This window comes from uncultured Erythrobacter sp. (assembly GCF_947492365.1).
Taxonomy (GTDB): Bacteria; Pseudomonadota; Alphaproteobacteria; order Sphingomonadales; family Sphingomonadaceae; genus Erythrobacter.
In genome coordinates this window covers 2198658-2213865 of sequence record NZ_CANLMB010000001.1, presented here as the reverse complement: position 1 = coordinate 2213865, position 15208 = coordinate 2198658, and the positions used below count along the sequence as shown (strand labels likewise).

The 15208-nt window shown below is 60.0% G+C and carries 9 protein-coding genes; 5 read left to right on the top strand and 4 right to left on the bottom strand.

What is annotated here, in order from left to right:
- Nucleotides 1-333: 333 nt before the first annotated feature.
- Nucleotides 334-4548, top strand: a complete 4215-nt coding sequence (rpoB, locus tag Q0887_RS10565) for a DNA-directed RNA polymerase subunit beta (protein ID WP_299194783.1) — start codon at nucleotides 334-336, stop codon at nucleotides 4546-4548.
- A 77-nt stretch (nucleotides 4549-4625) separates the two neighbouring features.
- Nucleotides 4626-8924, top strand: a complete 4299-nt coding sequence (gene rpoC / locus Q0887_RS10560) for a DNA-directed RNA polymerase subunit beta' (protein ID WP_299194780.1) — start codon at nucleotides 4626-4628, stop codon at nucleotides 8922-8924.
- 130 nt (nucleotides 8925-9054) lie between these two features.
- On the opposite strand, the gene Q0887_RS10555 is transcribed toward rpoC, so the two are convergent.
- Nucleotides 9055-9978 carry a hypothetical protein gene (locus tag Q0887_RS10555; RefSeq protein WP_299194778.1) on the bottom strand — a complete coding sequence of 308 codons (924 nt, stop codon included), beginning with the start codon at nucleotides 9976-9978 and terminating at the stop codon, nucleotides 9055-9057.
- A gap of 41 nt (nucleotides 9979-10019) precedes the next feature.
- Here Q0887_RS10555 and gltX point away from each other — a divergent pair, with 41 nt between their 5' ends.
- The gene (gltX, locus tag Q0887_RS10550) at nucleotides 10020-11348 is read left to right on the top strand and encodes a glutamate--tRNA ligase (RefSeq protein WP_299194775.1); all 1329 of its coding nucleotides are present in this window, start codon (nucleotides 10020-10022) and stop codon (nucleotides 11346-11348) included.
- Here the strand turns inward: gltX and Q0887_RS10545 are convergent.
- Nucleotides 11345-11665, bottom strand: a complete 321-nt coding sequence (locus Q0887_RS10545; RefSeq protein WP_299194773.1) for a DoxX family protein — start codon at nucleotides 11663-11665, stop codon at nucleotides 11345-11347. The two genes, gltX and Q0887_RS10545, sit on opposite strands and share 4 nt — an antisense overlap.
- A gap of 15 nt (nucleotides 11666-11680) precedes the next feature.
- Nucleotides 11681-13168: a pyruvate kinase gene (gene pyk / locus Q0887_RS10540; RefSeq protein ID WP_299194771.1), complete on the bottom strand. Its 1488-nt coding sequence runs from the start codon at nucleotides 13166-13168 to the stop codon at nucleotides 11681-11683.
- A gap of 64 nt (nucleotides 13169-13232) precedes the next feature.
- On the opposite strand from pyk, the gene Q0887_RS10535 reads away from it, so the two are divergent.
- Complete coding sequence (locus tag Q0887_RS10535; RefSeq protein ID WP_299194769.1) at nucleotides 13233-13541, top strand: DUF1244 domain-containing protein; 309 nt, start codon at nucleotides 13233-13235, stop codon at nucleotides 13539-13541.
- 5 nt (nucleotides 13542-13546) lie between these two features.
- Here the strand turns inward: Q0887_RS10535 and Q0887_RS10530 are convergent, their stop codons facing one another.
- Nucleotides 13547-14713: an adenylate/guanylate cyclase domain-containing protein gene (locus tag Q0887_RS10530; RefSeq protein WP_299194768.1), complete on the bottom strand. Its 1167-nt coding sequence runs from the start codon at nucleotides 14711-14713 to the stop codon at nucleotides 13547-13549.
- Nucleotides 14714-14947: 234 nt separating this feature from the next.
- Between Q0887_RS10530 and Q0887_RS10525 the strand changes: the two genes are divergently transcribed.
- Nucleotides 14948-15184, top strand: coding sequence for a DUF2312 domain-containing protein (locus Q0887_RS10525; RefSeq protein ID WP_299194766.1), 237 nt, complete (start codon nucleotides 14948-14950; stop codon nucleotides 15182-15184).
- Nucleotides 15185-15208 lie beyond the last annotated feature (24 nt).

Below are 15208 nucleotides of genomic sequence, written 5' to 3'. Positions count from 1 at the left end.
TCAATTTGCGCATTCCGGGCCCGCGATTCGCGCTGAATCCGAATCACGTAACGCTGCGGTTGACTGCGAGGCGTCTGCTTCCTAAATGCCTGCGCACACGCCAGCTTCGAGCCGGACTGATTCATGCGCGACGGATCGGACCAAGAATGGAAGCGGCGCTTTGCTATATTCGCGACTGTGATCGAGCTGCAGCCAAGACTTGCCCTGAGAGGGGTGCGTCCCGGTTAGCGGCGCTTTTGCGTCATATATGGCCCAGATTCCCGCGTGACGATTGACGAGAAATCCAAGCGAGCGGGCACCCCTGCAAGCACAAACAAGAGGCATATCTCCTCCATGGCAACCAAATCGAAGACCCCTGCAAAGGGGCCCAAGACCAAGGCAGCCGTCCGCAGCCGCAAGGCGCAGGGCACCGCTAAGAAGCGTATCCGCAAGATTTTTGGCGACATTCACGAAGTCGTCCAGATGCCCAACCTCATCGAGGTTCAGCGCGAGAGCTACGAACAGTTCCTGCGCTCGAACAAGGAAACGGGCTATGTCTCGGGTCTGGAAAAAACGCTGCGCAGCGTCTTCCCGATCCGCGACTTTGCCGGGACCGCCGAACTCGACTTCGTGCACTATGTCCTCGAAGATCCGAAATACGACACGACCGAATGCCGCCAGCGCGGCATCACTTACGCAGCGCCGATGAAGGTAACTCTGCGTCTGATCGTGTTCGAAGTGGATCAGGAAACCGAAACGCGCTCGGTCCTCGATATCAAGGAGCAGGACGTTTACATGGGCGATATGCCGCTCATGACCGAGAACGGCACCTTTATCATTAACGGCACAGAGCGAGTGATCGTGTCGCAGATGCACCGTTCGCCCGGTGTGCTGTTCGACCATGATCGCGGCAAGACCCACTCGTCGGGCAAGCTGCTGTTTGCTGCGCGCGTCATCCCCTATCGCGGTTCGTGGCTCGACTTTGAATTCGACGCCAAGGACATCGTCAATGTCCGTATCGACCGTAAGCGCAAGCTGCCGGTCACCGCGCTGCTTTATGCGCTCGGCCTCGATAGCGAAGGCATTCTCGGCCACTTCTACGACACCGTAGTCTGGGAACGCGCCAAGGACGGCTGGAAGATCCCGTTCGATCCTGAAAACTGGCGCGGCCAGAAGCCCGCCTTTGCGCTGGTCGATGCCAAGACGGGCGAGGAAATCTTCGCCGCCGGTCAGAAGATCAGCCCGCGCGCTGCCAACAAGGCGGCCAAGGATGGCCTGAAGAACCTGCTGCTGCCGACCGAGGAAGTCGTCAGCCGCTACGCTGCATTCGATATGATTGATGAGGCCACTGGCCGCATCCACATCGAAGCGGGCGAAGAAATCACGCTCGAACACATCGAAGCCTTCGATGCCGCCGGTATCGACAAGCTCGAACTGCTCGACATTGACGAAATCAACACCGGCCCGTGGATCCGCAACACGCTGCAGGTCGACAAGGCAGAGAACCGCGACGAAGGTCTGGAAGCGATCTATAAGGTCATGCGTCCAGGCGAACCGCCGACCAAGGAAACCGCTGAAGCGCTGTTCGAAGGCCTGTTCTTCGATGGCGAGCGTTATGACCTATCGGCTGTGGGCCGCGTGAAGCTCAATATGCGTCTCGGCCTCGATGCCGAAGACACTGTGACGACCCTGCGCAAGGAAGACATCCTTGCTGTGGTCAAGGAACTGGTCGGCCTGAAGGACGGCAAGGGCGAAGTCGACGACATCGACAATCTCGGCAACCGCCGTGTGCGTTCGGTCGGCGAGCTGCTTGAAAACCAGTACCGCGTTGGCCTGCTGCGCATGGAACGCGCGGTTAAGGAGCGCATGTCGAGCGTCGATGTTTCGACCGTCATGCCCAACGACCTTATCAATGCGAAACCGGCTGTGGCGGCTGTTCGCGAATTCTTCGGCTCTTCGCAGCTGTCGCAGTTCATGGACCAGACCAACCCGCTGTCGGAAGTCACCCATAAACGCCGCGTGTCGGCGCTTGGCCCGGGCGGCTTGACGCGTGAGCGCGCAGGCTTTGAAGTCCGCGACGTTCACCCGACGCATTATGGCCGTATCTGCCCGATTGAAACGCCGGAAGGCCCGAATATCGGTCTGATCAACTCGCTGGCATCGTTCAGCCGTGTGAACAAATATGGCTTTATCGAAACGCCGTACCGCACGGTGAAGGACAACCATGTCACGGGCGAGGTGATCTACCTCTCCGCTATGGAAGAGCAGAAGCACACCGTTGCGCAGGCTTCGGCCGAGCTCAACGCCGATGGCACTTTCGTTGAAGAACTGATCTCTGCCCGTCAGGCTGGCGACAACCTAATGGCACCCAGCGAGCAGGTCACTTTGATGGACGTCTCGCCGAAACAGCTCGTTTCGGTCGCGGCCTCGCTGATCCCGTTCCTCGAAAACGATGACGCAAACCGCGCATTGATGGGCTCGAACATGCAGCGCCAGGCGGTGCCGCTTGTGAAGGCAGAGGCCCCGTGGGTCGGCACCGGCATGGAAGAAACCGTGGCGCGCGATTCGGGCGCTGCGATTGCGGCCAAGCGCGGCGGTATCGTCGATCAGGTCGACGCGACCCGTATCGTGATCCGCGCCGTTGGCGATGTCGAAGCTGGCCAGTCCGGCGTTGACATCTACACGCTGCAAAAATTCCAGCGCTCCAACCAGAACACCTGCATCAACCAGCGTCCGCTGGTGAAAGTGGGCGAGTCGATCGAGCCGGGCGATATCATCGCTGACGGTCCTTCGACCGATCTGGGCGAGCTGGCACTGGGCAAGAACAGCCTCGTCGCCTTCATGCCGTGGAATGGCTACAACTATGAGGATAGTATCCTCATTTCCGAGCGTATCGTGAAAGACGACGTCTTCACCTCGATCCATATCGAGGAATTCGAAGTCATGGCGCGTGACACCAAGCTCGGGCCGGAAGACATCACCCGCGACATTCCCAATGTCGGCGAGGAAGCCCTACGCAACCTCGACGAAGCGGGCATCGTCTATATCGGTGCAGAAGTGCATCCGGGCGACATTCTGGTCGGCAAGATCACGCCGAAGGGCGAAAGCCCGATGACGCCGGAAGAAAAGCTTCTGCGCGCAATCTTTGGTGAGAAAGCTTCGGACGTACGCGACACCTCGCTGCGTCTGCCCCCCGGTGTTGCCGGAACGATCGTCGAAGTTCGCGTGTTCAACCGCCACGGTATCGAAATCGATGACCGTACGCGTGCGATCCAGAACGAAGAGATCGAGCGTCTGCGCAAGGACGCGGCTGACGAACGCAACATCCTCAACCGCGCGACCTATAACCGCCTCAAGGATATGCTGCTGGGCCAGACCGCTTCGGCTGCACCCAAGGGCGTGAAGAAGGGAACCACAATCGATGAGGCTCTGCTTGAAAGCGTAGAGCGCTTCGAATGGTTCAAGTTCGCGGTTGCCGAAGACAATCGTCAGGCGCAGATCGAAGCGATCAAGTCGCAATATGACGAAAGCGCCGGCATGATCGACGCCAAGTTCGAGGACCGTAAGGAAAAGCTCGAACGCGGTGACGAACTCGCTCCGGGCGTGCTCAAGATGGTCAAGGTCTTCGTCGCGGTGAAGCGTAAGCTGCAACCGGGCGACAAGATGGCGGGCCGACACGGAAACAAGGGTGTGATTTCGCGCATCCTTCCGATCGAGGACATGCCGTTCCTCGAAGACGGTACTCCGGTTGACCTCGTGCTCAACCCGCTGGGCGTGCCTTCGCGCATGAATGTCGGGCAGATCTTCGAAACCCATCTCGGTTTCGCGGCCCGCGGTCTCGGCATGGATATCGCTGACAAGCTCGAAGAGTGGAAAGCGGCGAACCCGAATGCGGCGGAAGACTATGCGGGCGTGAAACCGCCCGAAGCCGTCGTCGAGCGTCTGAAGGACGTCTATGGCGAGCAGTATTTCGAAGACCTCGAAAGCCGCTCGACCACGGGCATCGTCGAACTCGCCACCAATCTTGCCGCAGGTGTCCCGATGGGTACGCCGGTGTTTGACGGTGCGCGCGAAGGCGACGTGACTGACATGCTGGTGAAAGCCGGCATCGACAGTTCGGGCCAGTCGACTCTGTTCGATGGCCGGACCGGTGACGCGTTCGACCGCAAGGTGACTGTGGGCATTATCTACATGCTCAAACTGCACCACCTTGTTGACGACAAGATCCACGCCCGTTCGATCGGCCCGTACTCGCTTGTTACCCAGCAGCCGCTGGGCGGTAAGGCGCAGTTCGGCGGCCAGCGCTTCGGTGAGATGGAGGTCTGGGCACTGCAGGCATACGGCGCAGCCTACACCTTGCAGGAAATGCTCACCGTCAAGTCGGACGACGTGGTCGGCCGTACCAAGGTCTACGAAGCAATCGTCAAGGGCGACGACACCTTCGAAGCGGGCATTCCGGAGAGCTTCAACGTTCTCGTCAAGGAAATGCGCTCGCTGGGCCTCAATGTCGAACTCAAGTCACTGACCGACGAGAGCGACGAGGACGAATGGCCGGAGGCAGCGGAATAGCAAGGGGCGGGCGCCTGAAACAGCGGCGCCCCTCCTGACCCGCTCTTGAGAATTTCACCCGCCAAGGGATTTGAAAAATGAACGAACTGACCAAATTCACCAACCAGCTGTCCAAGCCGGAAACCTTTGACCAGATCCAGATCGGGATCGCTTCGCCAGAGCGTATTCGCAGCTGGTCTTTCGGCGAGATCAAGAAGCCGGAAACCATCAACTACCGCACGTTCAAGCCCGAGCGTGACGGCTTGTTCTGCGCGCGCATCTTCGGTCCGGTAAAGGACTACGAATGCCTGTGCGGCAAGTACAAGCGCATGAAGTACAAAGGCGTCGTCTGCGAAAAGTGCGGCGTCGAGGTTACCGTCACCAAGGTGCGCCGCGAGCGTATGGGCCACATCGAGCTCGCTGCTCCTGTGGCTCACATCTGGTTCCTCAAGTCGCTGCCTTCGCGCATCGGCCTGCTGCTCGACATCCAGCTGAAACAGCTTGAGCGCATCCTCTATTTCGAAAGCTATGTGGTGATCGAGCCGGGCCTGACCCCGCTTGAGAAATTCCAGCTGCTGACCGAAGACGAACTGCTCGAAGCACAGGACGAATACGGCGAAGACGCGTTCTCCGCTGACATCGGTGCAGAGGCTGTTAAGGTCATGCTGATGGATCTCGACCTCGAGCAAGAGCGCGACGATCTGATGGAAGAGCTTGCGACTACGAAGTCCGCGCTCAAGCCGAAGAAGATCATCAAGCGTCTCAAGGTCGTCGAAAGCTTCATCGATTCAGGCAACCGCCCCGAATGGATGATCCTCGAAGTGATCCCCGTGATCCCGCCCGAGCTGCGCCCGCTGGTGCCGCTGGATGGTGGCCGTTTCGCGACGTCGGATCTCAACGATCTCTATCGCCGCGTCATCAACCGTAACAATCGTTTGAAGCGTCTGATCGAGCTGCGCGCACCGGACATCATCGTCCGCAATGAAAAGCGTATGCTGCAGGAAGCCGTTGACGCGCTGTTCGACAATGGCCGCCGCGGCCGCGTCATCACGGGTGCGAACAAGCGTCCGCTGAAGTCGCTGTCCGACATGCTCAAGGGTAAGCAGGGCCGCTTCCGCCAGAACCTTCTGGGTAAGCGCGTCGACTATTCGGGCCGTTCGGTCATCGTGACCGGTCCCGAGCTCAAGCTGCACCAATGCGGCCTGCCCAAGAAGATGGCGCTCGAACTGTTCAAGCCGTTCATCTACGCCCGCCTCGACGCCAAGGGTCTTTCGATGACCCTGAAGCAGGCTAAGAAATGGGTCGAGAAAGAGCGCAAGGAAGTCTGGGACATCCTCGACGAAGTGATCCGCGAGCACCCGGTTCTGCTGAACCGCGCGCCGACGCTTCACCGTCTTGGCATCCAGGCATTCGAGCCGGTTCTGATCGAAGGTAAGGCGATCCAGCTTCACCCGCTGGTCTGCTCGGCCTTTAACGCCGACTTTGACGGTGACCAGATGGCGGTCCACGTGCCGCTTTCGCTGGAAGCCCAGCTCGAAGCGCGCGTGCTGATGATGTCGACCAACAACATCCTCTCGCCCGCCAACGGTAAGCCGATCATCGTTCCTTCGCAGGACATGGTTCTGGGCCTCTATTATCTGTCGATGGAGCGTCAGGAAAAGACGCCTGAATATCTCGACAATGCAGACGGCTCCAAGGTCGAGAAGCTCCCGCGCTTCTCCGACATGGCTGAAGTGCACCACGCGCTCGAAACCAAGACAGTAACGCTGCACACCAAAATTCTCGCCCGCGTTCCGCAGGCCGATGAAGATGGTAAGACGCGCATGAAGCGTTTCGAAACGACGCCGGGCCGGATGCTGATCGGTGAATGTCTGCCGAACAACCACAAGGTGCCTTACGACATCATCAACCGCCTTCTGACCAAGAAGGATATCGGTGACGTGATCGACGAAGTGTATCGTCACACCGGCCAGAAGGACACGGTGCTGTTCGCTGACGCGATCATGGTGCTGGGCTTCCGCCACGCATTCCGCGCCGGTATCTCCTTCGGCAAGGATGACATGATCATCCCTGACGAGAAGATCAAACTGGTCGATGACACCAAGACCCTGGTTGCTGGCTATGAACAGCAATATCAGGACGGTCTCATCACTCAGCAGGAAAAGTACAACAAGGTGATCGACGCCTGGAGCCGCTGTGGTGACCAAGTGGCGGACGCCATGATGGACCGGATTAAGGCAACTCCGATTGACGACGACGGCAAGGAAGCGCCGATCAACTCGATCTATATGATGAGCCACTCCGGTGCGCGTGGTTCGCCTGCGCAGATGAAGCAGCTTGCCGGTATGCGCGGCCTTATGGCCAAGCCGTCGGGCGAGATCATCGAGAACCCGATCATCTCGAACTTCAAGGAAGGCCTGTCCGTTCTTGAATACTTCAACTCCACCCACGGCGCGCGTAAGGGCCTGGCCGATACCGCACTCAAGACGGCGAACTCGGGTTACCTGACCCGCCGTCTGGTTGACGTGTCGCAGGACTGCACCATCGTCGAGATCGACTGTAAGACCGATAACGTGCTCGAAATGCGCGCTATCGTTCAGGGCGGTTCGGTCATTGCATCTTTGGGTGAGCGTATTCTGGGCCGCACCGTGGCCGAGGATATCCTCAACGCATCGACCGATGAAGTGATCGCCAAGGCTGGCACGCTGATCGACGAACCGATGGTGAAAGTGATCGAAGCGGCTGAAGTCCAGTCCGCCAAGATCCGCTCACCGCTGGTCTGTGAAGCCGATCAGGGCGTTTGCGCGACCTGCTATGGCCGTGATCTTGCTCGCGGTACTCCGGTGAATATCGGTGAAGCTGTCGGCGTTATCGCTGCACAGTCGATCGGTGAGCCGGGCACTCAGCTGACCATGCGTACCTTCCACATTGGCGGCGCGGCGCAGCTCAACGAAACTTCGCATCTTGAAGCGATTTCGGATGGCACGATCGAATTGCGCGACATGCCGACCATCGTCGACAAGAAGGGCCGTATCCTCAGCCTTGCACGCAACGGTGAGATTGCCGTGATCGACGCCGAAGGGCGCGAGCGTGAAATGCACAAGGTGCCTTACGGTACCGTCATCATGTTCAAGCATGGTGCGAAGGTGAAGGAAGGCGACCGCCTTGCTGAATGGGATCCGTTCACGCTGCCGATCATCACCGAGCAATCGGGCGTTGTGCGGTATCAGGATCTTGTCGAAGGCACGACGCTGGAAGAGCAGACCGACGATGCAACGGGTATCGCCCAGCGTGTTGTGACTGAAAACCGCGCCACCGGCCGCAAGAAGAAAGAAGAGCTGCGCCCGCGTATGACTCTCCTTTCCGAAGGTCAGACCGATGCCGACGAAACCGAAGCGCAGCGTTACATGCTCGCACCGGGCACGACGCTTTCGGTTGAAGACGGTCAGACGGTTGATGCGGGTGACATTCTCGCACGTGCTTCGCGTGAAGCTGCCAAGACGCGCGACATCACCGGCGGTCTGCCGCGTGTTGCCGAGCTGTTCGAAGCGCGCATGCCGAAGGACGTTTCGGTCATCGCCAAAATCTCGGGCAAGATTGAATTTGTCCGCGAATACAAGGCCAAGCGCAAGATCGCGATTGTGCCGGAAGAAGGCGATGCAGTCGAATATCTGATTCCCAAGACCAAGGTGATCGACGTGCAGGAAGGCGACTTCGTGAAGAAGGGGGACACCCTGATTTCCGGCTCGCCCAACCCGCATGACATTCTGGAAGTGATGGGGATTGAGGCCTTGGCCGAATATCTCGTCAACGAAATCCAGGAAGTTTACCGACTGCAGGGCGTGAAGATCAACGACAAGCACATCGAGGTGATCGTTCGCCAGATGCTGCAGAAGGTTGAAATCACCAATGGCGGCGACACGACATTGTTGCCGGGCGAACAGGTCGATCTGGCCGAGATGCAAGAATACAATGCCAAGCTGGGCAAGGGTAAGCAGCCTGCCGAAGGCACGCCGATCCTGCTGGGCATCACCAAGGCATCGCTGCAGACCCGCAGCTTCATCTCTGCCGCATCGTTCCAGGAAACGACCCGCGTTCTCACCCAGGCTTCGGTCGAGGGTAAGAAGGACACGCTGATCGGTCTGAAGGAAAATGTGATCGTGGGCCGTCTCATCCCCGCCGGTACCGGCGCGGGTATGAACCGGATGCGCGTCACCGCCTCCAGCCGCGACGCTGCGCTGAAAGCCGCCTGGAAGAAGCAGCAGGACAAGCTCGCTGCCGCCAACGAAGCTGCGGCTACTGCCGCCGTTGCCGAGCCCGAACCCGCCGCCGATCCGGTTTCCTCCGAGGAAGCCATGAAGGCAGCCATGGGCGGCGGCGGAGACAGCGCCGAATAAGCGCTCGCTCCTGCAAAATAAAAAGACCCCGCCGAAAGCATCACGCTTCCGGCGGGGTCTTTTTGTTCGGCATTGCTCTTTCTTATGCGCCTGGTTTTGTGATCGCACGTAAGTCTGGTGAGACCCCTTCCTACTCGTTGGACGAAGGAGTGCGCCATTCAATGTTTGCAGCGCGAATGGCGTCTTCTCCTTGCAGCTTGCCACCACCGCGCGGCCTGAATTCGAAGCTGGCGATCTCGTCCTGAATCGCGGTGCCGTCGCATCGTTCGCGCTCGACAGTGGTTAGGTCTGAGCCAGCCACACATCGAAACATAGCGACCCTTGCGGGTGTTAGATTGGTTGGCTCGGGATAGGGGTTTTCCTCGGTCAGCAGCCTGCGAATTTGCTCGCCATAGAACTTTGCGTTCTCTGCGGCCTCCTCATCTGCGGGAAGATTTTCGAGCTGCATCACAACGGCAAGGCGCGATAGACCTTCCTCGTAATATCCGAGTTCCCGCATCGCGTTGACGGCCCGCATTTGAATCCAGAACCAATTGTCGCGCTCGCGTACCTCCGCGCCCTCGGGCTTATCCCAACGCATCGCCAGATTGACGAATTCTGACCGATACCGGTTCCGGCGATCCCAATTATCATCCGTTTGCCAAGTGGCCTGATACAAAGCTCCGACTTGCTCGGAGAATGGACGACCGATTTCGCGTTTGAGCCAGAACAGACGATAACGCGACGTGTCGTTTTCACGCATCGCGCGAAAATCTGGGGTGGCAATCGCGATTTCCAACGCAGCCAGCTCTACCGGGTCAAACTCGTCTTCGAACAGAGGCAATCCGTTTTCGGGGCATTCCGGGATTGGCCATATGGCGACACCGCCATAAGGTCTACCATCGGCGCGCTGTCCGAACGTAGAGGTGCTCCCGACAACATTTGCCTTGAATTTCTCGCCGCCGATTGGGCAAGTGAACTCCTCTTCGAACACCGTTGTCGCCGAAACCGGGGGCGATAGGAGCGCCAAAGGTGCAAGAATTGCGATCGCTGCGCCTCTAATCGCGAACTTCATATCTTTCTCCTGCGAACAAAAGGCTATAGCGCGAAACTATTATGAGTCACACCACGCGTTTCGCCCCCTCTCCGACCGGCCGCCTACATGTCGGCAATATCCGCACTGCGCTGCATAACTGGATGCTCGCGCAAAAGGCGGGCGGGGATTTCATCCTGCGCATCGACGACACCGATGCCGCGCGCAGTCGCGAGGAATATGTCGAAGCGATCCGCGCAGACCTTGCATGGCTGGGGATCGAGGCAACGCGCGAAGAACGCCAGTCGCAGCGGCTTGATCGCTATCAAGCGGCGTTCGATGCGTTGCGCAATGCGGGCCGGATCTATCCCGCCTATGAAACCAGCCAAGAGCTTGAGCTAAAGCGCAAGGTCCAACTGGGGCGCGGTCTGCCGCCGATCTATGACCGCGCGGCGCTGGACCTGACCGAGGAGCAGCGCGCCGCGAAGGAGGCAGAGGGCATCGCTCCGCACTGGCGCTTCAAGCTTGACCATGACGAGGCGATTGCATGGGAAGACGGCGTGCGCGGAAAGGCGAGCTTCGACCCCGCAACGCTCTCCGACCCCGTGATCCGCCGCGCCGACGGTTCGTGGCTCTATATGCTGCCCAGCACGGTGGACGATGTCGATATGGGCGTCACCCAAGTCTTGCGCGGCGAGGACCATGTCTCGAACACCGCGGTGCAAATCCAGATGTTCACCGCGATGGGAGCCACACCGCCCGCCTTTGCGCACGAAGCGCTGCTGGTGGGCAAAGAGGGCAAGCTCTCCAAACGCCTCGGCTCGCTGGGCTGCGATGCCTTCCGCGAGCGCGGGATCGAACCCGAAGCGATCATCGCCTTGCTGGCGCGTCTCGGCACTTCGCTCCCCGTGGAGCCGATTGCGGATCGCGCTGAGCTGCTCGACACATTCGACCTTTCGACTTTTGGCCGTGCGCCGGCGAAATTCGACGATGCTGATCTGGAGCGGGTCAACACCGCGATTGTCCACGCCATGCCGTTCGAGGCGGTGAAGCACCGCCTGCCCGAAGGGATGGACGAGGCCGGCTGGCACGCGGTGCAGCCCAATGTCTCCAATATGAGCGAAGTCGGAGAGTGGTGGCGGCTCGTCACCGGCCCGATTCAGCAGCCGGGGTTCTCCGAAGACGACCGCGCGTTTCTGGCGCAGGCCGCCGATGCGCTTGTCTGGGGCGATGACCCGTGGCGCGCGCTCACTTCTGCGCTCAAGGAGGCGACCGGCCGCAAGGGCAAGCAGTTGTTCCTGCCGCTACGCCAAGCGCTTACCGGCATGGACCACGGACCCGATATGGGCGAGCTGTTGCCGCTGATTGGTGAAGGCGAAGCGCGGGCGCGGCTCGAAAAGGCGGGCGGCTAGGCTGCTAGTTTGCGGCCAGTCAGCAGCATCAACACCATCGGCACCAGCGAGATCGCACCGAACATCATGTTGCCGGTCGCAAAGATCATCGCCGCTGAAAAGCCAAACCCGGTTGCGACTGCGAACGCGCCGATCTTTCGGGTGGCGGGCAGAATGCAAGCAATGGCCCCTGCAACTTGCACAGCGCCCAAGGCGTGGAGCCAGAATGTGTCGAGGCCGAGCGCGCTGAAAAACTCCACTTCCTGCGGCATTGCAGCCAGTTTTGCCCCGCCCGCAGCAAGGCTGAGCAGCGCCAGCAATCCGAAAACAATAAGCAACAGAACTCGCATCTCTTACCCCTCCCTCTTCTCCAACTCATCGCCCTTCAACGTCACCACATGGAGCAGGTTCGTCGCGCCCGGCGTGCCGAACGGGACGCCCGCCAGCACGATCTGCTTCGATCCGGCTTCGCCAAAGCCGTGACGCAGGGCCATGCGTTTGCCCTTCGCGATCATCTCTTCGAAGCTGCCAATGTCGCGCGTCACCACCGCATGCGCGCCCCAGAGCAGCGCGACACGGCGCGCCGTTCGCATGCTCGGCGTGAGCACCAGCATCGGCGTGCCGGGCCGCTCGCGGGCGACCCGGCGCGCGGTTGAGCCACTATCGGTGAAGACGGTGATCGCGCTGATCGGAACGGTGTCGGCGATGGTCATGCAGCTATGCGCCAACGCGTCTGCCGTGGTCGCGTCAGGCGGCGTATCGAGCAGGCGGACCCGCTCGGTATAGCCTTCATCGCGTTCCACCTGAGCAGCGATGGAGTGCATCATCGCAACCGACTCCTCAGGCCAGTCACCCGCCGCGCTTTCAGCCGAGAGCATCACCGCATCGGCGCCGTCATAGACCGCATTGGCCACGTCGGAGACTTCGGCGCGGGTCGGTATCGGGCTTTCGATCATGCTTTCGAGCATTTGTGTCGCCACGATCACCGGCTTGCCCGCAGTGCGCGTGGCGGCGATGATCTTCTTTTGCAGCGGCGGGACTTCCTGCGGTTCCAGCTCCACGCCCAGATCGCCGCGCGCGACCATGATCCCGTCCGAAAGCTCGATAATCGCATCGAGGCGCTTGAGCGCTTGCGGCTTTTCGATCTTGGCGCACAAAGCAGGCAGCTTGCCTCCGCGCGCATGCGAGGCGATCAGTTTGCGCGCTTCGGCAAGGTCTTCGGGTCGCTGGACAAAGCTGAGCGCGATCCAGTCCGCGCCATGCTCGACCGCAAAGGCCAGATCCTTGCGATCCTTCTCGGTGAGCGCTGGGATCGGAACCTCGGCATCGGGCACATTCACACCCTTGCGGTCGGAGATCACCCCGCCGACTTCGGCCGAGCAGAAGATGCGGTCTTCGTCCGCTTCCTTGACCACCAGCCTGATCTTGCCGTCATTGATGAGCAAGCGCTGGCCGCGTTCGAGAATGCCGAACAGTTCAGGGTGGGGCAGCTGGACGCGGGTTTCATCGCCCGGCTCATCCTTGCGGTCGAGCGTGAAGTGACCCGAATGGCGGATCACGGCGTTGTCATCCTTGAACGTGCCGACCCGCAGTTTCGGCCCCTGCAGATCGGCAAGGATCGCAATCGGGCGGGAAAATTCCTTTTCCAGCGCGCGGATCGACTGGATTGCCTGCTCGTGATCGGCGTGACTGCCATGGCTCATGTTGACGCGAAAGGCGTCTGCGCCTGCCAGAAACAGTTTGCGCAGCATTTCGGGCGAGCGGCTTGCCGGGCCGATTGTCGCCAATATCTTGACCTTGCGCCCGCGTGGGTCGATCCGTTTGTATTCGCGTTTGGTCATAATGCTCCTGATCCTCAGCGGCACGCTATGACACAGCCTTATTGCAACTCAAGGAAAAGCAGAGATGGAAGCAGATTCGGGCTCGATAGAGCAGTTGGACGATGCGATTGCAGCCGAGGCATTCCGGCGGCTGGTGCGGCATTTGCAGCATCGCCACGATGCGCAGAATATCGAGTTGATGGGGCTGGCGGGCTTCTGCCGGAATTGCCTCGCCGACTGGATCCGCGATGCGGGCTTTGACGGCGACAAGGCCGCCGCGCGCGAGCTGATCCACGGCATGCCGATGGATGAATGGAAGGCGACCCGCCAGACGCCCGCAACAGAGGCGCAACTGGCGGCGATGGAAGCGAGCGTGAAGAAGAACGTGAGGTAGAGGTTTTACGCGCCTTCGAGCCGGTAAAGTTCGACCACGCCGTAATTCTTGGGCAGCTTCACCCGGCCTACGGATGTGAAGGTGCATTCCTTGCAGTCATCCATCAGCAACGCGGCAGCAAAGCTCTCCGTGCAATAGACGCCGCCGACCGGCGTTACCGGCTCGATCCGCGCGGTGCGATTGACTTCGCCGCCATACCATAGCCGGTTGCCGGTGATGCGGTCGGTCCCGACCCAGATCGGCCCGTAATGCACGCCCAGCCGCATTCCGGCTGCAGCGCCATCGGGGATCAGGCCGGGAGGAATATCGGCCAGCTCGTCCTGCAGTTTCAGCGCAATCGCAGCCGCTGTGCGCGGCTCATCGACGATGGCGTAAATCGCATCTCCCCAAGTGTTGCGAAACTCCACATGGTCACCGAAATCGTGCAGCACCTGCGCGATGCGGCCCATGATGATGTTCATGAAATCGGGCAGTTCGCGCTCGCCGATGCGCGAGAAACCCTTGTAATCGGCGAACAGGATTGACCGGATCTCACGCCGCGTGCCGTCACCGACCTTGTCGCGCTTGGGGAATTTGAGATCGCGCGGGACTGGGCCTGTGGGGATCGGGATGCTTTCGCGCCCCAATGCCTGCCATAGCCGCATATCTGCCTTGGTTCCCGCAATGCCTGTGGCCGAGAAGCTCGCAAACTGGTCTGACACAATTGCAATCTGAAAGGCCTCGCAATCGCGCTTTTGCGAGCGAAGAACCGCAAGACCCATGGCGTAAAGCGTATTGTAGGCGAATTGATTGTCATCGCCGACATAGTCGCTGGGCGTGGCAAAGCTGATTGATGCAGCTGCATCGCGGCAGGCCTGATAGCGCGCGCGCCATCCTTCCCCGCCGCACAGCACGCTTTCCTCGATGAAATCCTTCTCGGCAAAGGGAAGCACGACATTAAGCTCCGCCCCACGCGCGATCAGCGCTTCAGCAACGAGAATATCCGCTCCGCAGGCAAGCGGGCCATAGCCAACCGCGATGTCGAGCTTTTCGAGCTGGTCGCTGATCCGCTTGGCGAGATCCACTTCGGCCTCGCTGCCGGTGTTGAACATATGCCCGCAAAAGACCGCGACATTGCCGGGCAGCTCGTGTTCGGGAACGGGCTCTTCGAGAATTTCGGCGTCCGCCTTCATGCGTGCTGCTCCCAGATGCGGGGCGCGCAAGCGGAAGAGCCGATCCGGTCAATCACAGCCATATGTCCCCCAATGCCGCCAACGCTGCCGCTACAAATCTCGGGCAAACCTACAGCATGCAGAATGTCGCGCAAGCCGGGGAAAAGCGCGCACACTTTTGCTTTGCTCTTGGCGCAAGGCTGGTAAGGCCGTGAGCCAATTCTCACCCGATGATTCTCTTGGAGCCCTGACACAATGGCCGAAGCCACCGATGACCGCCTGCGCTTGCTGATCGAGCGTATCGAACGCCTCGAAGAAGAAAAGAAAGGCATCGCCGACGACATCCGCGACGTCTATGCCGAGGCAAAGGCGGTGGGTTACGACGTCAAGATCATGCGCCAGATCGTCCGCCTGCGCAAAATGAAGCCCGACGATCGCAGCGAACAGGAAGTGATCCTGGAAACCTACAAGGCCGCGCTTGGCATGGGGTGATTCATGCGGTTTGGAAGAACGACT

What these genes read in the sequence shown, in the direction of transcription:
- Q0887_RS10555 (WP_299194778.1), bottom strand. Translation starts at nt 9,978, where the DNA reads ATGAAGTTCGCGATTAGAGGCGCAGCGATCGCAATTCTTGCACCTTTG.
- Q0887_RS10525 (WP_299194766.1), top strand. Translation starts at nt 14,948, where the DNA reads ATGGCCGAAGCCACCGATGACCGCCTGCGCTTGCTGATCGAGCGTATC.
- rpoC (WP_299194780.1), top strand. Translation starts at nt 4,626, where the DNA reads ATGAACGAACTGACCAAATTCACCAACCAGCTGTCCAAGCCGGAAACC.
- rpoB (WP_299194783.1), top strand. Translation starts at nt 334, where the DNA reads ATGGCAACCAAATCGAAGACCCCTGCAAAGGGGCCCAAGACCAAGGCA.
- pyk (WP_299194771.1), bottom strand. Translation starts at nt 13,168, where the DNA reads ATGACCAAACGCGAATACAAACGGATCGACCCACGCGGGCGCAAGGTC.
- Q0887_RS10530 (WP_299194768.1), bottom strand. Translation starts at nt 14,713, where the DNA reads ATGAAGGCGGACGCCGAAATTCTCGAAGAGCCCGTTCCCGAACACGAG.
- Q0887_RS10535 (WP_299194769.1), top strand. Translation starts at nt 13,233, where the DNA reads ATGGAAGCAGATTCGGGCTCGATAGAGCAGTTGGACGATGCGATTGCA.
- gltX (WP_299194775.1), top strand. Translation starts at nt 10,020, where the DNA reads ATGAGTCACACCACGCGTTTCGCCCCCTCTCCGACCGGCCGCCTACAT.